At 55.9% G+C, this 20,308-nt stretch carries 20 protein-coding genes and 1 rRNA gene; 7 read left to right on the top strand and 14 right to left on the bottom strand.

What is annotated here, in order from left to right; genetic code table 11:
* Positions 1-92: 92 nt before the first annotated feature.
* From tuf to G364_RS0115040, 11 genes are all read right to left on the bottom strand, one after another.
* Positions 93-1,277: an elongation factor Tu gene (tuf, locus tag G364_RS0115090; RefSeq protein ID WP_019935975.1), complete on the bottom strand. Its 1,185-nt coding sequence runs from the start codon at positions 1,275-1,277 to the stop codon at positions 93-95.
* 60 nt (positions 1,278-1,337) lie between these two features.
* Positions 1,338-3,437, bottom strand: a complete 2,100-nt coding sequence (gene fusA / locus G364_RS0115085; protein WP_019935974.1) for an elongation factor G — start codon at positions 3,435-3,437, stop codon at positions 1,338-1,340.
* A 75-nt stretch (positions 3,438-3,512) separates the two neighbouring features.
* Positions 3,513-3,983 (bottom strand): 30S ribosomal protein S7, encoded by a 471-nt coding sequence (gene rpsG, locus G364_RS0115080; RefSeq protein WP_019935973.1) that lies wholly within the window; start codon positions 3,981-3,983, stop codon positions 3,513-3,515.
* A gap of 84 nt (positions 3,984-4,067) precedes the next feature.
* On the bottom strand, positions 4,068-4,442 hold the full coding sequence (gene rpsL, locus G364_RS0115075; RefSeq protein ID WP_019935972.1) for a 30S ribosomal protein S12: 375 nt from the start codon (positions 4,440-4,442) through the stop codon (positions 4,068-4,070).
* Between the two features lie 285 nt (positions 4,443-4,727).
* Complete coding sequence (gene tusB / locus G364_RS0115070; RefSeq protein WP_019935971.1) at positions 4,728-5,012, bottom strand: sulfurtransferase complex subunit TusB; 285 nt, start codon at positions 5,010-5,012, stop codon at positions 4,728-4,730.
* Positions 5,013-5,018: 6 nt separating this feature from the next.
* On the bottom strand, positions 5,019-5,375 hold the full coding sequence (gene tusC / locus G364_RS0115065) for a sulfurtransferase complex subunit TusC (RefSeq protein ID WP_019935970.1): 357 nt from the start codon (positions 5,373-5,375) through the stop codon (positions 5,019-5,021).
* On the bottom strand, positions 5,375-5,776 hold the full coding sequence (gene tusD / locus G364_RS0115060; protein ID WP_019935969.1) for a sulfurtransferase complex subunit TusD: 402 nt from the start codon (positions 5,774-5,776) through the stop codon (positions 5,375-5,377). The genes tusC and tusD overlap by 1 nt, the downstream gene beginning before the upstream one ends.
* A 50-nt stretch (positions 5,777-5,826) precedes the next feature.
* The gene (locus G364_RS0115055; RefSeq protein WP_019935968.1) at positions 5,827-6,210 is read right to left on the bottom strand and encodes a RidA family protein; all 384 of its coding nucleotides are present in this window, start codon (positions 6,208-6,210) and stop codon (positions 5,827-5,829) included.
* Positions 6,207-6,890 (bottom strand): helix-turn-helix transcriptional regulator, encoded by a 684-nt coding sequence (locus tag G364_RS0115050; RefSeq protein ID WP_245541437.1) that lies wholly within the window; start codon positions 6,888-6,890, stop codon positions 6,207-6,209. Before G364_RS0115050 ends, G364_RS0115055 begins: the two co-directional genes overlap by 4 nt.
* 157 nt (positions 6,891-7,047) lie before the next feature.
* Entirely contained in the window at positions 7,048-7,542 is a 495-nt protein-coding gene (ilvN, locus tag G364_RS0115045) for an acetolactate synthase small subunit (RefSeq protein WP_019935966.1), read from the bottom strand.
* On the bottom strand, positions 7,542-9,260 hold the full coding sequence (locus tag G364_RS0115040) for an acetolactate synthase 3 large subunit (protein ID WP_026344937.1): 1,719 nt from the start codon (positions 9,258-9,260) through the stop codon (positions 7,542-7,544). The genes ilvN and G364_RS0115040 overlap by 1 nt, the downstream gene beginning before the upstream one ends.
* Before the next feature lie 708 nt (positions 9,261-9,968).
* On the opposite strand from G364_RS0115040, the gene leuA reads away from it, so the two are divergent.
* From leuA to leuD, 4 genes are read left to right on the top strand one after another with little or no spacing between them, the layout of a single operon-like run.
* The gene (gene leuA / locus G364_RS0115035) at positions 9,969-11,534 is read left to right on the top strand and encodes a 2-isopropylmalate synthase (protein ID WP_019935964.1); all 1,566 of its coding nucleotides are present in this window, start codon (positions 9,969-9,971) and stop codon (positions 11,532-11,534) included.
* 2 nt (positions 11,535-11,536) lie between these two features.
* Positions 11,537-12,637: a 3-isopropylmalate dehydrogenase gene (gene leuB / locus G364_RS0115030; protein ID WP_026344936.1), complete on the top strand. Its 1,101-nt coding sequence runs from the start codon at positions 11,537-11,539 to the stop codon at positions 12,635-12,637.
* Positions 12,637-14,034: a 3-isopropylmalate dehydratase large subunit gene (gene leuC / locus G364_RS0115025; protein WP_019935962.1), complete on the top strand. Its 1,398-nt coding sequence runs from the start codon at positions 12,637-12,639 to the stop codon at positions 14,032-14,034. Before leuB ends, leuC begins: the two co-directional genes overlap by 1 nt.
* 10 nt (positions 14,035-14,044) lie before the next feature.
* Positions 14,045-14,644, top strand: coding sequence for a 3-isopropylmalate dehydratase small subunit (leuD, locus tag G364_RS0115020; RefSeq protein WP_019935961.1), 600 nt, complete (start codon positions 14,045-14,047; stop codon positions 14,642-14,644).
* 47 nt (positions 14,645-14,691) lie between these two features.
* On the opposite strand, the gene G364_RS0115015 is transcribed toward leuD, so the two are convergent.
* Positions 14,692-14,982: a PilZ domain-containing protein gene (locus G364_RS0115015; protein WP_019935960.1), complete on the bottom strand. Its 291-nt coding sequence runs from the start codon at positions 14,980-14,982 to the stop codon at positions 14,692-14,694.
* 147 nt (positions 14,983-15,129) lie between these two features.
* Between G364_RS0115015 and thiB the strand changes: the two genes are divergently transcribed.
* From thiB to thiQ, 3 genes are read left to right on the top strand one after another with little or no spacing between them, the layout of a single operon-like run.
* Positions 15,130-16,101, top strand: coding sequence for a thiamine ABC transporter substrate binding subunit (thiB, locus tag G364_RS0115010; protein ID WP_211212459.1), 972 nt, complete (start codon positions 15,130-15,132; stop codon positions 16,099-16,101).
* Positions 16,101-17,699 (top strand): thiamine/thiamine pyrophosphate ABC transporter permease, encoded by a 1,599-nt coding sequence (gene thiP, locus G364_RS0115005; protein WP_156816527.1) that lies wholly within the window; start codon positions 16,101-16,103, stop codon positions 17,697-17,699. Before thiB ends, thiP begins: the two co-directional genes overlap by 1 nt.
* On the top strand, positions 17,683-18,399 hold the full coding sequence (thiQ, locus tag G364_RS0115000; RefSeq protein WP_019935957.1) for a thiamine ABC transporter ATP-binding protein: 717 nt from the start codon (positions 17,683-17,685) through the stop codon (positions 18,397-18,399). Before thiP ends, thiQ begins: the two co-directional genes overlap by 17 nt.
* Before the next feature lie 31 nt (positions 18,400-18,430).
* Here the strand turns inward: thiQ and G364_RS0114995 are convergent, their stop codons facing one another.
* A complete protein-coding gene (locus G364_RS0114995) occupies positions 18,431-19,810 on the bottom strand; it encodes a PhoH family protein (protein ID WP_019935956.1) in 1,380 nt (459 codons plus the stop codon).
* Between the two features lie 251 nt (positions 19,811-20,061).
* Positions 20,062-20,176, bottom strand: a 5S ribosomal RNA gene (rrf, locus tag G364_RS0114990).
* Between the last annotated feature and the right edge of the window lie 132 nt (positions 20,177-20,308).

Raw genomic sequence — 20,308 nt, 5'->3', positions numbered from 1 at the left:
GTTACTAACATAAAGGTGTGCAGGCAAGCTCAGAAACGAAAAAAGGAGGCCGAAGCCTCCTTTTTTGCAGCGCGGGTTGCGCAAGTCATCAATTACTTGATGATCTTGGCTACAACGCCGGCGCCCACGGTGCGGCCACCTTCACGGATAGCGAAGCGCAGACCGTCTTCCATCGCGATGGGAGCGATCAGGCTTACAACCATCTTGATGTTGTCGCCAGGCATTACCATTTCAACGCCTTCCGGCAGTTCGATGGTACCGGTCACGTCAGTAGTACGGAAGTAGAACTGAGGACGGTAGCCTTTGAAGAACGGAGTGTGACGGCCGCCTTCGTCTTTGGACAGTACGTATACTTCGGATTCGAAGTCGGTGTGCGGAGTGATGGAGCCCGGCTTGGCCAGAACCTGACCACGCTCAACGTCTTCACGCTTGGTACCACGCAGCAGAACACCTACGTTCTCACCGGCACGGCCTTCGTCCAGCAGTTTGCGGAACATTTCAACACCGGTACAGGTGGTCTTGGTGGTGTCTTTGATACCAACGATTTCGATTTCTTCACCAACCTTAACGATACCGCGCTCTACACGGCCGGTAACAACGGTACCACGACCCTGGATGGAGAATACGTCTTCGATCGGCAGCAGGAAAGCACCGTCAACGGCACGCTCAGGATCCGGAATGTAAGAATCCAGGGCGTCAGCCAGTTCCAGGATTTTCTCTTCCCACTGAGGATCACCTTCCAGGCCTTTCAGAGCGGAGCCCTGAATAACCGGCGTGTCGTCGCCCGGGAATTCATACTCGGACAGCAGCTCACGCACTTCCATTTCTACCAGCTCGAGCAGCTCTTCATCGTCAACCATGTCACACTTGTTCATGAATACAACGATGTAAGGTACACCTACCTGGCGGGCCAGCAGGATGTGCTCACGGGTTTGCGGCATGGGGCCGTCGGTAGCAGCTACTACCAGGATAGCGCCGTCCATCTGAGCAGCACCGGTGATCATGTTTTTCACGTAGTCAGCGTGACCGGGGCAGTCAACGTGAGCGTAGTGACGGGCTTCGGTGTCGTACTCAACGTGAGAAGCGGCGATGGTGATACCACGGGCCTTTTCTTCCGGCGCGTTATCGATCTGATCGTAACCGCGGGCAGAGCCACCCATTTTCTTGGCCAGAACGGTGGTGATGGCGGCGGTCAGAGTGGTTTTACCGTGGTCAACGTGGCCGATGGTGCCAACGTTTACGTGCGGTTTCGTACGTTCAAATTTTTCTTTAGACACGGACTAGTCCTTCCTGATTTGCTCCCGCCCGGCAGGGCGGGAAGATTTAACAAAGATTAATTAACCTCGGCGGACAGCAATCACTGCCTCGGCCATGTTCGCAGGCACTTCGGCGTACTTGGCAAACTCCATGGAGTAGGAAGCACGGCCCTGAGACTGAGAACGCAGGTCGGTAGCGTAACCGAACATTTCGGACAGCGGAACCAGGGCATTGATAATCTTGCCGGTGACACCGTCTTCCATGCCTTCAATGATGCCACGGCGACGGTTCACATCACCGATAACATCACCCATGTACTCTTCCGGCGTTTCCACTTCCACCTTCATCAGCGGCTCAAGCAGAACGGGGTTACATTTCATGAAACCCTCTTTAAACGCCATTGAGCCGGCGATTTTAAAGGCCATTTCGGAAGAGTCAACATCGTGGAAGGAGCCGTCATACAGAGTAACCTTGAGGTCCTCGATGGGATAACCAGCGAGTACACCCTGCTTCATCTGCTCCTGAATGCCCTTGTCTACAGCCGGAATGAATTCCTTGGGAATCACGCCGCCCACAACGGCATTTTCAAAGGTATAGCCGGCACCTTCTTCCTGGGGCTGGATTTTAATCCAGACATGGCCAAACTGACCACGACCACCAGACTGGCGCACAAACTTGCCTTCCTGCTCCACAGATCCACGAATGGTTTCACGGTAGGAAACCTGGGGCTTGCCCACGTTGGCCTCTACCTTGAATTCGCGTTTCATGCGGTCCACGATGATGTCCAGGTGCAGCTCACCCATACCGGCAATAATGGTCTGACCAGATTCTTCATCCGTCCACACACGGAACGAAGGATCTTCCTGAGCCAGACGACCCAGGGCCAGGCCCATTTTTTCCTGGTCGGCCTTGGTTCTCGGCTCAACGGCAACGGAAATAACCGGCTCGGGGAATTCCATCCGCTCCAGAATGATGGGAGCCGCAGGTGCACACAGGGTGTCACCGGTGGTTACATCTTTCAGGCCGATGGCGGCGGCAATGTCGCCGGCACAAACGGATTTAATTTCTTCCCGTTTGTTCGCATGCATCTGTACGATACGACCAACCCGCTCGCGCTTGTTCTTCACCGGGTTCAGCACCGTATCACCGGTGTTGACCACGCCGGAATAAGCGCGGAAGAAGGTCAGGTTGCCCACAAAGGGATCCGTAGCAATTTTGAAAGCCAGCGCCGCAAAGGGCGCCGCATCGTCGGCGGCTCGGGTGTCAGGCGTTTCGCCGTCTTCCTTCACGCCGGCAATGGCAGGTACTTCCACCGGAGACGGCAGATATTCCACCACTACGTCAAGCATGGCCTGCACACCCTTGTTTTTAAACGCGGATCCACAGGTAACCAGGATGATTTCGTTGTTAAGCACACGTTGACGCAAACCAGCCTTGATTTCCGCCTCGGTCAGCTCACCGTCTTCCAGGTATTTCTCCATCAGCTCTTCGCTGGCTTCGGCAGCGGCTTCAACCAGATTCTGGTGCCACTCTTCAGCCAGTTCCTGCATGTCTTCAGGCACATCGTGGTATTCAAAGGTGGTACCGTTGTCCGCCTCATTCCAGTCAATGCCTTTCAGCTTGACCAGATCAACCACACCCTTGAAGCCTTCTTCGGCACCAATGGGCAGCTGCACCGGTACCGCCACCCCTTTCAGGCGGGTTTTGATCTGTTCGACCACCCGCAGAAAGTTGGCACCGGTACGGTCCATTTTATTGACGAAGGCAATGCGCGGAACGTGGTATTTATTGGCCTGACGCCATACCGTCTCGGACTGCGGCTGAACACCACCCACGGCGCAATACACCATAACGGCACCGTCGAGCACCCGCATGGAACGTTCTACTTCAATGGTGAAGTCAACGTGTCCGGGCGTGTCGATGATGTTGATACGATGCTGAGGGAACTGATGTTCCATGCCGTCCCAGAAACAGGTTGTTGCTGCGGACGTAATGGTAATACCACGCTCCTGCTCCTGCTCCATCCAGTCCATGGTCGCCGCACCCTCGTGGGTTTCGCCGAGCTTATGGTTAACACCGGTATAGAACAGAATGCGCTCGGTAGTGGTGGTTTTACCGGCGTCTATGTGCGCGCTGATACCGATATTACGGTAACGCTCAATCGGGGTTGTACGAGCCACAATAAGATCCTCTTGCCAAGGTCGAATGTCCTTCGTGAGCCACAGAGGGCGCGGCTTGCGCCGCGCCCGCTCTCATTACCAGCGGTAGTGAGCGAAGGCCTTGTTGGCTTCGGCCATGCGGTGAACGTCTTCACGCTTCTTCACGGCAGAGCCTTTGTTTTCAGAGGCATCCATCAGCTCACCAGCCAGACGCTGGGCCATGGATTTTTCGCCACGCTTACGCGCAGCTTCTACCAGCCAGCGCATGGCCAGGGCGTTACGACGTACGGGACGCACTTCAACTGGCACCTGATAGGTGGAGCCACCTACCCGGCGGGATTTAACTTCAACAGTAGGACGAACGTTGTCCAGGGCTTCTTCAAACAGAGCCAGGTGATCTTTGCTGGTTTTGGCAGCAACGATATCCAGGGCACCGTAAACAATCTTTTCAGAAGTAGACTTCTTGCCGTCTACCATTACTACGTTTACGAATTTTGCCAGCAGCTCAGATCCGAACTTGGGATCCGGCAGAATTTTACGCTGGCCGATAACGCGACGTCTTGGCATTGCTAACTCTCCGTAGCTTCAGGATTAACCCAAAACAAAACAGGTTAAAAAAATAAATGTTTGGCCTTACTTAACGGAGAACCATTAAGCCTTGGGCTTCTTGGCACCGTACTTGGAACGGGCCTGACGACGGGCAGCAACACCTGAAGTGTCGAGCGCGCCGCGAACGGTGTGATAACGCACACCGGGAAGGTCTTTAACACGACCGCCACGGATCAGAACCACAGAGTGTTCCTGAAGGTTGTGACCTTCACCACCGATGTAGGAGTTCACTTCGAAGCCGTTGGTCAGACGAACACGGCATACTTTACGCAGTGCGGAGTTCGGCTTCTTCGGAGTGGTGGTGTATACGCGGGTGCAAACACCACGCTTTTGCGGGCAGGCTTCCAGCGCAGGCACGTTGCTTTTAGCAACGATTGCTTTACGCGGCTTGCGAACCAGCTGGTTAATAGTTGCCATTAACAGCTCCTGATAATGTCGTTCTACAGTTGAAAAAATCCATCCCCAAATGCGGGGACGCAAAATTCTATTCCTGCCCGCCGGGCAAGTCAAGATTTATACAGTTGCTCGTACGGGCAGAGGCAGGGTTACCTGCGTCGACACACTTCAGGCCCATCCATGGGAAGCTCGGCAATCCCCGCCACTGCCCAGTCACTGGCACTCGGTTGTAGCTGCCGTTTCAGCTGGCAGAGCCTGTGCAACAGGCTTTAAATGTAACGTGGCCTGTGAATAAATGATGGTTTTCTACCAGGCTGTTGGGCTGCCCTGGCTGGCGACCAGCTCAACGAAGCCATTCATGGTAAGCGGCTGGCCCAGCAAAGGCTCAAGGCCGCGGGCGGCCAGGTCTTCACTCATTACATGCAGACAGCCGGCATCGGCAAGAGGCTGCAACCGCTCCTGCCAGACCGGTACAGTGGCGGCAATCACGCCATCCTGCCACAGTAATAACTGATCACCGGGCTGCAGCAACTGCAGCGCCAGCTCAAGGCTCTGATGACTGAAAGGAGAGTGTTTAACGGTATGCAGCATACGTCCTCAGAAAATCAGCCGGACATCATACTCGCCCAGCAGGCGGGTTAATTCTTCTTGCGTGCAGGCTTGCGCCTCAATGCACAAATCAGCCAGCGCAAGATTGCGCTTCATCAATGCATTGGCACAGACATAGATATGCTCAATATCATACAGCTCCAGCAGGCCAAAAGTGGGCGCATAGTCCCTGCCATGAATAGCCGCCGGTGCCTGAGCCGATTTCAGCTGATAAACGCCATCACCGATAAAGAACACCGCCAGCTCTTCACTCAGGGCCGACGTGGCCAGCACCGCATCCAGTCCTTCCCGGCCTGCAGCACTGCCATGAGGTGGTGTATGGAAGATAAAAGCGACCTTGTTCATCAGAATTGCACCACCCTGTCTGCCGTCAGAGCCGCCTGCGCCAGCGCGCCCAGACCACTCAGTCGGAAAGGGGCAGCAACATTGCCGGTGCCCAGGCCGGCCTCTGCGGCACAACTATCGTCACACAGGCCCCGGCGCAGGGCTGCTGCCACACACAGGTCAAGGGTGAGCTGATGACGCTCGGCAAGCGTGACCCAGGCCCGGTGCACATCAAACTCGTCACTGGCGGGCTGCACCAGACGACTCCCGTTGTGTACCCCTTCCTGATAAAAAAACACACTGTCGAGCACATGACCCTGTTCCAGCACGGCACTGGCAAAGCGCAGGGCATCAGCGGCAGCCTGGCTGCCGTAGCAGGGCCCGGTGATCAAGAGGGCAAAGCGCAGAGAAGCTGGAGTCATAACGGGTATCCGTTGCTGAAAAAAGAGCGGCTCGGGCCGCTCTTGAAAGGTTACTCAACCAGAGCGATGGCTTCCACTTCCACCAGCACGTCTTTGGGCAGACGAGCTACTTCGACACAGGAACGAGCAGGCGCACCAGCGGCAAAATAACTGGCATACACTTCGTTAAAGGCCAGGAAGTTGTTCATGTCGGACAGGAAGCAGGTGGTTTTGACCACGCTGGTGGCGTCGGCACCGGCTTCCGCCAGCACGGCCATCAGATTGTCCATTACCTGCTTGGTCTGAGCCTCAATGCCGCCTTCCACCACATCCATGGTGGCCGGATCCAGCGGGATCTGACCTGAGGTATAGACCATGTTACCCACGCGGGCAGCCTGAATGTATGGGCCAATGGCAGCGGGAGCCTGATCGGTGGCAATTACGGTTTTAGTCATGGGTTCTCCTGGTTATTAGGCGATAACTCTTCATCATCGCGTTTTTTCTGTCTGATATAGAGATAGACAGTGTGTTTGGAAATGTTGAGCTTGTCCGACACCATGGCAATGGCGTCCTTGATATCGAAAATGCCCTTTTCAAACAGGGTAGTCACAATTTGCTTGTTCTTGGCATTATTGGCCACATGAGGATCGGCATTAATCGCATCTATGGTGCGTTCCACCGTCAGGGTGACCAGCTCTTCCACATTATTGCTGAAGTTTTCTGCCGAGGTTTGCGGCCGCTCATTTTCTGGCGGTAACAAGTCGCTCATCAGCTCATGCAAGGGGGCACTCAGATCCAGGTGCACACACAACAACATTAAAACCTCACCATCGCGCACCAGTTGCAGCAAGCTGCGCACTGGCGCACCAAGGCGCTGATGGGTCAGGCACAGACGCTCATTCCGGGTATGATACAGCTGACTCAGCAGCCGTTGCTCGGTCTCGCTCATGGCGGCACCAGGCTGGCGGCTGCTGCCGGCCAGATAGACGGCAACACCCTCCGGCTGATGCAGGCTGTACACGACGACTTCGCAGTGACGACCATAGAGTGTTGCTAACCCTTCGGCCAGCTGGGCATAACTCTCGGACACTCCTTGTGATGGCGTTGTCAGTGCCTTGGTAACTGTTGTATTCAATGCTTGAGCCATCCCCTGCTTCCACCCTGTTCTCTGGCTCTGATTTTCAATCGCTGATGGTGAATGTCAACTTTTTTTGAAACCAGACATGAGAACTGAACTCCAGGAATAAAAAAACCGCCTGCGGGCGGTTTTTTCTTCTAAGGCAACTGACGGATCAGGCGCGCAGGGATTTTTCACCCCGGGACACACCGCACACACCGCTGCGTACTACTTCCACCACTTCGGTAGTTTCGCTCATATTGCGTATAAAAGCGTCAAGCTTGTCACTGGTGCCCACCAGCTGCACCGTATACAGATGCGGAGTGACGTCCACAATCTGGCCCCGGAAGATGTCGGCGGTACGCTTGACTTCATCCCGGTTGGACCCGTCGGCGCGCACCTTGACCAGCACAATTTCACGCTCGATATGATCCCCGTCGGTCAGGTCGCTGACCTTAAGCACATCCACCAGCTTGTTGAGCTGCTTGGTGATCTGCTCGATCACCCGCTCGTCACCGCTGGTGACGATGGTCATGCGTGACAGGGTGGGATCCTCTGTGGGTGCCACTGTCAGGGTTTCAATGTTATAGGCCCGCTGGGAAAACAGCCCCACTACCCGGCTCAGGGCACCGGACTCGTTTTCCAGCAACAGGGAAATAATACGCCGCATCAGGTTCGCTCCGTTTTGCTTAACCACATTTCATCCATGGCTCCGGTCTTGATTTGCATGGGATACACATGCTCTTCCGGATCGATCTGAATATCCATGAATACCAGCTTGTCGGTCAGGGAGAAGCATTTCTCCAGGGCCGCGTCCAGCTCGGCCGGATCCGTGACCTTCATGCCCACATGGCCATAGGACTCGGCCAGCTTGACGAAGTCGGGCAGCGAGTCCATGTAGGAATGACTCTGACGGCCTTCATAGAACATCTTCTGCCACTGCTTCACCATGCCCAGGGCGCTGTTGTTCATGGAAATAATTTTCACCGGTATGTTGTATTGCATACAGGTGGACAGTTCCTGAATGTTCATCTGAATGGAGCCGTCACCGGTCACACACACAGATACGGCATCGGGGCAGCCCAGCTTGGCGCCCATGGCGGCAGGCAGGCCAAAGCCCATGGTGCCCAGGCCACCGGAGTTGATCCACTGGCGCGGCTTGTCGTAGGGATAGTACAGGGCGGCAAACATCTGGTGCTGACCCACATCGGAGCTGATGATGGCCTTACCTTCAGTAATGCGGTACACCGCCTCCATCACTTCCTGAGGCTTGATGTATTTATCACTTTTTTCATAACTCAGGCACTTGCGGTCACGCCACTGCTCGATCTGCGCCCACCAGTCACTCAAGGCCTGAGTATCGGGCTTAAGTCCGAGCTCACGAATGGCGTCGAGCATCTGCGCCAGCACAGCGTCGGCTGAGCCCACGATGGGAATGTGCGCAGGAATGGTTTTGGAAATAGAGGTCGGATCCACATCCACATGCACTATGGTGGCATGCGGGCAGAACTTGGCCACGTTATTGGTTACCCTGTCGTCAAAGCGGGCACCAATGGCCAGGATAAGATCCGAGTTATGCATGGTTTTGTTGGCTTCATAGGTGCCATGCATGCCCAGCATACCCACAAACTGCTTGTGCGTGCCGGGCATGACACCCAGGCCCATCAGGGTGTTGGTGACCGGCAGATTAAACTGCTCGGCCAGCTGCACCACCAGATTGCTGGCATCGGCAGTAATAGCACCGCCCCCCACATACATCACCGGGCGCTTGGCCGCGGCCAGGGCCTTCATCGCTTTTTTGATCTGCCCCTTATGGCCTGTTCCTGTGGGATTGTAGGAACGCATATCCACGCTGTCAGGGTAAACGTAAGGATGCTTTTCCTTGGGGTTCTGAATATCTTTAGGCAGATCGACTACCACCGGGCCGGGGCGACCGGATGCGGCAATGTAATAGGCCTTTTTAATGGCCAGAGGAATATCGGACGCCTTCTTGCACAAAAAACTGTGTTTCACGATAGGGCGGGAAATACCGATCATGTCGGTTTCCTGGAAGGCATCGTCACCAATATAGTGGGTTGGCACCTGGCCGGACAAGACTACCAAAGGAATAGAATCCATATAGGCAGTAGCAATACCGGTAATACAGTTGGTCGCACCCGGGCCGGACGTGACCAGCACGGTACCCACCTTGCCGGTTGCCCGTGAATAGCCATCAGCCATGTGCACGGCCGCCTGCTCGTGGCGCACCAGCACATGCTCTATTTTGCTGTTTTCAAACAAGGCATCATAGATGTCCAGTACCGAGCCACCGGGATAACCAAACAGGTAATCTATCCCCTGGTCCTCCAGCGCTCGTACGACCATTTCTGCGCCTGATAACATCTCCATGGTAAAGCCCTCCAGGCTCTGCTCCGTTCACTTTGCCTTCCTTTAGGCAGCCGCAGGCGGGCACGCTGTGCGCACTGCTAAATGAAGGTTCTTATATTTATAAAACAACAACTTACAACAGCCAGGCTGAAGATAAGCAGAAAAAGGATGAAAAATCACCTTAACCTGCTTTAAATCCGTTGTCCACGGGGGCTTTGCAATTCTGCCTGCTCCGCCTGAAACAGCCTGCCCATGCTGCTTTGCCGGTACCAGCACCAGCCCCGGGTGCATGCTGGTGCCAGTGTTTAAAGCCTGACCGAAAAGACCTGAAAGGTCACTTAAGACAACAACAAAACAACAGCCCAACATTCAAGATAAAAAGCGAAACTATAAACAAGAATAAAACTATAAACGCAGTATAAAACACTACTTAAATGCCAATATGCCGTTTATAAAAAGAGTGAAACCATACTTTCCCGGCACAGCCAAAGTTGACAGCACCGCTGTTAATCGTTATCTGTATAGCGTTGTTAACGGATTCTTTCTGATGTGAGTGACCATGCAAAAACAAATTCAGCTACTACTACTAACCAACAAGGTGCTTTAGCGCACGGGGTTAGGCGTAGCTGGAATTTATCATTCACACAGTTTCACACTTAAAAACCCGTGCCGTCCGCACGGGTTTTTTTATTCTGCTTCGGGCGGCACGGACACACAGAGGAAAGCGACATGTCGAACCAGGTCATTTTATTCGATACCACCTTGCGGGACGGTGAACAGGCGCTTTCCGCCAGCCTGTCAGTCAAGGAAAAACTGCAGATCGCCCAGGCTCTGGAGCGCCTCGGTGTTGACGTGATGGAAGTGGGCTTTCCCATTTCCTCTCCCGGCGATTTTGAATCGGTGCAGACCATTGCCCGTCATATCAAAAACAGCCGGGTCTGCGCCCTGTCCCGAGCCCTCAAGGCCGACATCGACGCCGCCGGCGAGGCGCTGCGGGTGGCGGATCAGTTCCGTATTCACACCTTTATCTCTACCTCCGACATACATGTGCAGAGCAAGCTGCGCAAAGACTTCGACTCTGTCGTGGAAATGAGCGTGGCGGCGGTCAAGCACGCCCGGGGCTACACCGACGACGTGGAGTTCTCTTGCGAGGATGCCGGCCGCACCCCCATCGACAATCTGTGCCGCATGGTCGAGGCCGTGATCAAGGCCGGTGCCCGCACCGTAAACATTCCCGACACCGTGGGCTACACAGTGCCCAGCGAGTTTGGCGGCATTATTCAGACCCTGTTTGAGCGGGTACCCAATATTCACGAAGCCGTTATTTCCGTGCACTGCCACGACGACCTCGGCATGTCGGTAGCCAACTCTATTGCCGCCGTACAGGCAGGTGCGCGCCAGATTGAATGTACCATCAACGGCATCGGTGAGCGGGCCGGCAACTGCTCGCTGGAAGAAGTGGCCATGATCATGAAAACCCGGGGCGAATTGCTCGGGGTACATACCAATATCAAGCACCAGGAAATCTACCGGACCAGCCAGCTGGTGCGTAACCTGTGCAATATGCCGGTACAGCCCAACAAGGCCATCGTCGGAGCCAATGCCTTCTCACACTCTTCCGGTATTCACCAGGACGGCGTACTGAAAAACAAGAACACTTACGAGATCATCACCCCCGAAAGCATTGGTTTACCCAAGAACCAGCTTAACCTGACTTCACGCTCCGGCCGCCACGTGATCAAGCACCGCATGGCTGAGATGGGCTACTCCGAGCAGGACTATGATCTCGACACCCTTTACACCAGCTTCCTCGCGCTGGCAGACCGCAAGGGCCAGGTATTCGATTACGATCTGGAAGCCCTGGTGTTCTTCAGCCAGATCCACGAAGAGCCCGAGCAGTTCAAGCTCAAGTACCTGAGCGTGCAGTCCGGCAGCAATGTCATGTCCACCGCCAGTGTACGCATGGAAGTGGGCGGCGAGATCGTTAATGAAGCCGCCGTGGGTAATGGCCCGGTAGATGCCGTGTACCAGTGCATCAACCGGGTCACCGGCTATGACATTCGCATCGACAAATACGAACTGCAAAGCAAGGGTGAAGGCAAAGATGCACTGGGTCAGGTGGACATCGTCGCCGAGTACAAGGGCCGCAAGTTCCACGGCATGGGCCTGGCCACCGATATCGTCGAGTCCTCTGCCCAGGCATTGATTCACGTGATTAACTGCATTTACCGGGCCGAGCAGGTCGCGGAAAAGAAAGAAGAAATTCAGAAAAAAATTCGTATGGAGACAGTGTGAACATGAGCGCAAGCTACAAGGTCGCGGTATTGCCGGGTGACGGCATTGGCCCGGAAGTGATGGCTGAAGCCATTCGGGTGCTGGATAAAGTGCAGGCCGAGTTCGGCCTGCAGCTGGACTACAGCCATTATGATGTGGGCGGCATCGCCATCGATAACCACGGCAGTCCCCTGCCCGCCGCCACCCTGGCCGGCTGTGAAGCCGCCGATGCCGTACTGTTCGGCTCTGTGGGCGGCCCCAAGTGGGAAAACCTGCCGCCCAATGAGCAGCCCGAGCGCGGTGCCCTGCTGCCCCTGCGCGGTCACTTCAAGCTGTTCTGCAACATGCGCCCGGCCAAGATCTACCAGGGCCTGGAAGGCTTCTCGCCGCTGCGCGCCGACATCAGTGCCCGCGGCTTTGACATAGTGTGCATGCGCGAGCTGACCGGCGGCATCTACTTCGGTCAGCCCAAGGGTCGGGAAGGTTCAGGCCCCGAAGAAAAGGCGTTCGATACCGAGGTGTATCACCGCTATGAAATTGAGCGTATCGCCCGGCTGGCATTTGAGGCGGCCCAGGGCCGTCGTGGTGTGGTGACGTCCGTCGACAAGGCCAACGTCCTGCAGGCCTCCATCCTGTGGCGGGAAGTGGTCACCGAAATCGCCAAGGATTACCCGGATGTGACCCTGAACCACATCTACATCGACAACGCCACCATGCAGCTCATTAAGGATCCGTCCCAGTTCGACGTGCTGCTGTGCTCCAACCTGTTCGGCGACATCATCTCCGACGAAATGGCGATGATCACCGGCTCCATGGGCCTGCTGCCCTCCGTCAGCCTGAACGATCAGGGCTTTGGCCTGTACGAGCCGGCCGGCGGCTCCGCTCCGGACATCGCCGGTCAGGGCATTGCCAACCCCATCGCCCAGATTTTGTCCGCCGCGCTGATGCTGCGTTACAGCTTCAAGCAGGAAGAAGCCGCCCAGGCCATTGAGCGTGCCGTGGCCGAAACCCTGGCCGCCGGTTACTTTACCGGCGACCTGTACAGCGACAAGGCCGAACATCCGGAGCAGTCCACCAGTCAAATGGGCGAGCAAATCGTATCCCGCATTCGGAGAGCAAACTAATGGCCAAAACCCTCTATCAGAAAGTATTTGATGCCCATCTGGTGCGCAATGAAGCCGGCGAAACCCCGCTGCTCTACATTGATCGCCATCTGGTACACGAAGTGACCTCGCCCCAGGCCTTTGACGGCCTGCGTGAAAAGGGCCGCAAGCTGCGCCGCCCCGACCGCACCTGGGCGACCATGGATCACAACGTCTCCACCGAGACCAATGACATTGCCGCTTCCGGTGAAATGGCCCGCATTCAGATGGAAACCCTGGCCAAGAACTGTGAAGAATTCGGCGTGCCCCTGTATGACCTGCACCACAAGTACCAGGGCATAGTGCACGTGATCGGCCCCGAGCTGGGCCTGACCCTGCCGGGCACCACCATCGTCTGCGGCGACTCCCATACCGCCACCCACGGCGCCTTTGGTGCCCTAGCGTTTGGTATCGGCACTTCGGAAGTAGAGCACGTTATGGCCACCCAGACCCTGAAGCAGGGACGGGCCAAAACCATGAAAATTCAGGTTAACGGCGAGCTCAACCCGGGCATCAGCGCCAAGGACGTGGTGCTGGCCATTATCGGTAAGGTCGGTCATGCCGGCGGCACCGGTTATGTAGTGGAGTTCTGCGGCAGCGCCATTGAGTCGCTGTCGATGGAAGCGCGCATGACCATCTGTAACATGGCCATCGAGCTGGGTGCCAAGGCCGGCCTGGTCGCGCCCGATCAGACCACCTTTGACTACCTCAAGAACAAGCCGTTCGCTCCCGAAGGCGAGCAGTGGGAGCAGGCCGTGGCCTACTGGCAGACCCTCAAGTCCGACCAGGGTGCCGAGTTTGACGCCGTGGTCGAGCTCAACGGTGCCGACATTGCCCCGCAGGTGACCTGGGGCACCAACCCGGGCCAGGTGATGCCGGTGAACGGCACCATTCCGGCACCGGAAGACTTTGACGACGCCGTTGAGCGTCAGTCTGCCGTCAAGGCGCTGCAGTACATGGACATTCCTGCCGGTGGCAAGCTCACCGACGTGAACATCGACAAGGTGTTCATCGGCTCCTGTACCAACAGCCGCATTGAAGACTTGCGCGCCGCCGCCGCCATCGCTCAGGGGCGCAAGGTGGCCGCCGGGGTTCAGGCGCTGGTGGTGCCTGGTTCACAGCAGGTGAAGGCGCAGGCCGAAGCCGAAGGACTGGATAAAGTCTTTATCGAAGCCGGTTTCGAATGGCGTCTGCCCGGTTGCTCCATGTGTCTGGCCATGAACAACGACCGGCTGCAGCCGGGCGAGCGTTGTGCCGCCACCAGCAACCGCAACTTTGAAGGCCGTCAGGGCAGGGGTGGCCGCACCCATCTGGTGAGCCCGGCCATGGCCGCCGCCGCCGCCGTGTTCGGTCATTTTGTCGACATTCGGGATTTATAAGGGGAATAACATGAGCGGATTCAAGCAATTAACCGGTATCGCCGCCCCCCTGGATGCGGCCAACGTAGACACCGATCAGATCATTCCCAAGCAGTTTCTGCAAAAGGTGACCCGGTCCGGCTTTGGCAGACACCTGTTCCACGACTGGCGCTTTCTTGATGACGCCGGTGAGCAGCCGAACCCGGAGTTTGTACTTAACCAGGCGCCTTACGACAAAGCCGTGATCCTGCTGGCCCGGGAAAACTTCGGCTGTGGTTCCAGCCGCGAACATGCGCCCTGGGCGCTGGCCGATTTCGGTTTGAAGGCCGTCATCGCCCCTAGCTTTGCCGATATCTTCTACGGCAACGCCATTAACAACGGCATGGTGCCGGTACGCCTGACCGACGAGCAGGTCGAGAGCCTGTTCCAGCATGTGGCGGCCAGCAAGGGTGCCGAGATCACCGTGGATCTGGAAGCCTGTGAAGTGCGCGCCGGCGAGCACGCCTTTCCGTTCGAGATTGACGAGTTCCGCCGCTACTGCCTGCTGAACGGCCTCGACAACATCGGCCTGACCCTGCAACATGCGGATCAGATTGACGCCTATGAGGCCAAGCAGCCGGCCTGGCTGTAAGCCTGATGCAAAACGCCGGCACACGCCGGCGTTTTTATTAGCTGGCCTTAATGCACATCATCAAGGTATAACGCCACCAAATCCCCTTCTTCGCTCTGCTCTACCCGCAACACTCTGGCCATGGCCATTAATGGCGGTACCTGATCGCTGGCCGAGGGCAAGACCAGCTGCCATTCCTGTCCCGGCTCACAGCGGCCGCTTTCTACCCGCATCAATACGCCTTCCGAACTGAGATTAATGCAGGTTCCCTGAATACGTTCGCTGGTAGTGGCCAGGATCACGATCGTATTCAATTGCATTCGGCTGAATAACCGTTGCTCCTTGTTGGCTGATAACATGGGCTTATCCTTTCATGGCTGGTTTCATCAGATAAATCTTCCTACAATAGCGCTCTTACCCTTTGCTATCGGGCTCGCCGGCTCAGGCAGCCATTTCGCCCCGATACTGACACTATATAACCAGGGAGTGGCCCAGTGAAAAAGACGCTGTTTGCCTTGCTGCTGGCGGCCAGCACATCGCTGGCGGCACAAACGCCGACATTAACCATCTATACCTATAGCTCATTTGCATCAGACTGGGGGCCGGGGCCGGCCATTGAAAAAAGCTTTGAATCTGAATGCGACTGTGATTTGCAGTGGGTCGCGCTGGATGATGGCGTATCCATTCTTAACCGGCTGCGGCTGGAAGGCAGCAATACCAAGGCTGATGTGGTGCTGGGGCTGGACAATAACCTGCTGCAGGCAGCAACAGAAACCGGCCTGATTGAGAAACATGGCCTTACGCCCGAGGGGCTGACCCTGCCCGGTGGCTGGAACAACCCTTATTTTCTGCCCTTTGATTATGGTTATTTCGCCTTTATCTATAATGCCGACAAGCTGAGCCAGCCACCGGCCAGCTTTGCCGAATTGCTGGAGCGCCCAGAGCTGACTTTGCTATATCAGGATCCCCGTACCAGCACGCCGGGTCAGGGCCTGCTGCTGTGGGTGCAGAAACTCTATGGCGATAAGGCGCCGGAGGTATGGCAAAACCTGGCACAACGGACCATCTCGGTCACCAAAGGCTGGAGCGAGTCCTATGGCATGTTCCTGGAAGGAGAAGCAGACATGGTACTGTCTTACACCACTTCTCCCGCTTACCATATTGAAGCCGAGCAGAAGCACCAGTATCAGGCCGCCGCCTTTGAAGAAGGCCACTACCTGCAGGTAGAAGTCGCCGGCAAGGTAAAAAGTGCCAGCCAGCCCGAGCTGGCGGACCGTTTTCTGCAATTTATGACCACTCCCGGCTTTCAGCAGCATATTGCTGCCGGCAACTGGATGTATCCGGTGATCGACACTGAACTGCCCGCCGGCTTTAATGAGCTGGTTGTGCCGGAGCGGGCGCTGAGCTTTACTCCCGAAGAAATCGCCATACAACGTAAGCAATGGTTACGTCAGTGGCTGCACGCTACCACCCGCTGATGCTGCAGCGTTACTGGTGGCTGCCGGGCATACTGGCGGTAAGTGCTATTCTGTTGCTTACCGCCGCCCCCATTGCCGCGCTGATGACGCAAGGTGACAACAATACCACTCAGGTGTTTGCCGATCCTTACCTGCGCCATGTGATCTGGTTCAGCTTTTATCAGGCCGGGCTGTCTGCCCTGCTCAGCCTGGGGCTGGCTGTGCCGCTGGCCCAGGCCCTGTCGCGCCGGCGTTTTCCCGGCAGAAGCCTGCTGCTGCGGCTGTTCGGGCTGTCTTTGGTGCTGCCGGTCATTCTGGTGGTCTTTGGCATGGTAGCGGTGCATGGCCGTCAGGGCTGGAGTAACACTGTGCTGGAATGGCTGGGTTTTGAGCCGGTCAGCTACCTCTATGGCCTGACCGGTATTCTGCTGGCTCATGTGTTCTTTAATATGCCGCTGGCGGCACGTATTCTGCTGCAAAATATTGAAGCTATTCCTGCCAGCCACTGGCGGCTGGCCAGCCAGTTTGGCTTTAACAGCCGGCAACTGTTTCGCTGGCTGATCTGGCCGGCCATTCGCGGAGCCCTGCCGGGGCTGGCCAGCCTGATATTTATGCTCTGTTTTACCAGTTTTGCCACCGTCATGGCACTGGGCGGCGGGCCTAAATCCACCACGCTGGAAGTGGCCATCTATCAGGCATTGCGTTTCGACTTTGATCTGCCGCTGGCTGGCAGCCTGGCATTGCTGCAACTGACGTTTTGCGGTGCCTTTCTGTTACTGCAATATGCCCTCAGCAAACCGCCGGAATACAGAGGCGACAGCGTCACCACCTGTCTGCGCCACGATACGCGCTGGTGGCATGCCCGGCTGACCGACGGGGTAGTACTGACGGTAGCCTTGAGTATTTTTCTGCCGCCTCTGCTGGCCATCATCACCGCCGGCCTGAATCCTCGTCTGTTGCCCGCGCTGGCCTCTGCCCGGCTCTGGTCGGCGCTGGGTCAGTCCGTCACCATAGCGTTAGGAGCGGGCGTGCTGTCAGTACTGCTGACCACGTCCCTGCTGCTGACCAGCCGCCATCTCAGAATACGCCGTAAGCAACGAATAGCCGCCGGGCTGATGGAAGCCACCGGGTCTGCCATTCTGGTGTTACCTGCAGTGGTGCTTTCTACCGGCCTGTTTATTATGCTGCGCAGTGTGGCCGATGTGTTTGCGCTGGGCCCGCTGCTGGTGGTACTGGTGAATGCGCTGATGGCCATGCCCTATGGTCTGCGCGCTCTGCAACAGCCCATGGCGCGGGTGGCTCATCGCTACGACCGGCTATGTACCAGCCTGAATATAAGCGGTATGGATCGTCTGCGGCGGGTGGAGTGGCCGCTGCTGCGCCAACCCCTGGCTTTGGCACTGGCACTGGCCATGATGCTGTCACTGGGAGATCTGAGTGCCATAGCCCTGTTTGGCAGTCAGCAGCTGCAGACACTGCCCTGGTTGCTCTATCAGCAACTTGGCAGTTACCAGATGACCGATGCCGCCGCCACCGCCCTGGTGCTGCTGATACTGAACCTGGCGCTGTTTCTGTTGATTGAGCACGTATTGGGAGGAAAGCATGCTGACACTGACTGATCTGGCCGCCAGCTATCCGGAGCAAACCCAGTGCTTTTCATTGACTGCTGCCCCGGGCACCATCACTGCACTGATTGGCCCCAGTGGTGCCGGTAAGTCCACCCTGCTGGCAATGATTGGCGGCTTTGCCAGGGTCGACTCCGGCACACTGAGTTTTAATGGTAACAGCCTGCTGCCCCTTACCCCTGCCGAACGGCCCATAACCACCCTGTTTCAGGATAACAATTTGTTCTGGCACATGAGTGTGCAGCAAAATATTGCCATTGGCCTGAATGCAGGGCTGCGTCTGAACGAGCAGCAGCAACAACAGGTGCAAGATGTAGCCTTACGCCTTGGCATAGACGGACTGCTGAGCCGCAAGCCGGCACAGTTGTCCGGTGGCCAGCAACAGCGGGTAGGACTGGCACGCTGCCTGGTACGCAACCGCCCCGTCTTACTGCTGGATGAGCCATTTTCGGCGCTGGATCCGGCATTGCGCTATGAGCTGTTGCAACTGTTGCGAGAGCAAACCGACCGCCTGCAACTGACGGTATTGATGGTAACCCACCACCCATCCGAAGCGGCCGGCGTGGCTAATCAGATGGCCTTTATTCATAATGGCCGTATTCTGGAGCTGGGTGACGGCGAGCTGCTGTCAGCCCCCCGCACAACAGAATTAAGGGCCTATCTGGGAACAACGGCGGTGATAAGGGAGGAGTAACCCTCCCTTATCACATTCCACCCCTCACTTTTTACAAATTCTCTTCAGCAAAGGACGCCAGCCGGCTGCGCATCACGCCATTCAGGTAAATATTGGCGCTGCCTTCAAAGTCCTTAAAACGCTCGACTATGTAAGTCAGCCCGGAGGTCACCGGGGTCAGATAGTTGGAGTCAATCTGTGCCAGGTTGCCCGAGCACACCAGCTTGGTTCCTTCACCACAGCGGGTAATGATGGTCTTGAGCTGAGAAGCGGTCAGGTTCTGGCATTCATCCAGCAGCACAAAGGTATTCTGGATACTGCGTCCGCGCATGAAGTTGACCGATTTGAACTGAATATTGGCCTTGCCCATGATGTAACTGAGTGAGCCGTCCATGCATTCGTCCTGCTTGTGCAGCACTTCCAGGGTATCGGTAATGGCTGCCAGCCAGGGGGCCATTTTTTCCTCTTCCGAGCCGGGCAGAAAACCGATGCTCTCGGCGATTTCCGGCGTATTGCGCGTCACGATAACTCTGTCATAGATGCCTTTTTCGATGGTCATTTCCAGTGCCGATGCCATGGCAAGCAGGGTTTTACCACAGCCCGCCGGGCCGGTCAGGATCACCATGTCGATATGGGGATCCAGCAACGCATCCAATGCCATGGCCTGATAAATATTCTTGGGCTGAATACCCCAGGCCTTACGTCCCATCATGCGTTCCCGGCCCAGATCCACAAAACGCAGCTGACCGTCAGCCTTGCTCAGCACTCTGCCCGCAAAGTCATCGGTATCATCAATCAAATACTGATTAACATGAGCGCCGGGCAGCAACTCTTCCGAAACAGTATGGATCACTTCGCGCCCATGGGTTTCACTCTGGCACTCTCCTACCCTGTCCCAGAAGCTGTTTTCCATCTGGAAAAAACCTTTGGACAGCAGGCGTATGTCGTCCACCAGCTGATCGGAACGATAATCTTCAACCCGTTCAAGACCGGCACCCTTGGCCTTGAGACGCATATTAATATCCTTGGTGACCAGCACTGCTTTGCTGGTGGCATCATGTTTCTGCAGATAAAGCGCGGTATTGATGATGCGATTGTCGGCTTCATCATCAGTAAATACCGAATAGCCTTCCGGCAGATGACGATCAGAGATAATGGCGATGCGTCCCGAAGCATCATCGTCTTTCAGGCCCAGTGATACACCGGCAACAATTTCTTCCGGCGTGGCATCACGAAAGATATCTTCCAGAGTACGAATGGCTACTCTGGCGTCCCGGCTGACGTCCTTTTGTCTGTCTTTGATGCGATCCAGCTCTTCCAGCACCGTCATGGGAATGACAACATCGTGCTCTTTGAAAGAGTAAATAGAGAGAGGCTCGTGCAGCAGCACATTGGTGTCGAGAATAAAGCGTTTGCGGTCGTAGCCGTCCATAGGCGTGCTCCCCGGGCTAAGCCCTTGTCATGGTCATAACCCAGTTAAAGCACCGAGTCATGACAGCTTTATTACGATTTAACGCTATGCCTTTTTTATCAGTTCATCAAGCTCATAAAATGCGCGGATAGCTTGACTGGCGATAAATACAACGTTTTGAGTGCAGCTTTTGGTAACAATGTGAGGTGAAACGTATTTTTCAGAAACGAAAAAAGCCCTTCACATCAGTGAAGGGCTTTTTCTTATTGGGTGCCTGGCAGTGACCTACTTTCACATGGCAGCTGCCACACTATCATCGGCGCGGTTGCGTTTCACTGCTGAGTTCGGCATGGAGTCAGGTGGTTCCACAACGCTATGGCCGCCAGGCATTAAACTTGAATTCGAAAAAAGCTTGGTGATGAATTTCTTTGTGCTCTTGAGCCTGCAAGGTCTCACACTTCTTGGGTGTTGTATGGTTAAGCCGCACGGGTCATTAGTACAGGTTAGCTACACGCCTCA

Source organism: Oceanimonas smirnovii ATCC BAA-899 (assembly GCF_000381965.1).
GTDB lineage: Bacteria > Pseudomonadota > Gammaproteobacteria > Enterobacterales > Aeromonadaceae > Oceanimonas > Oceanimonas smirnovii.
This window is presented reverse-complemented; position numbering and strand designations above follow the sequence as displayed.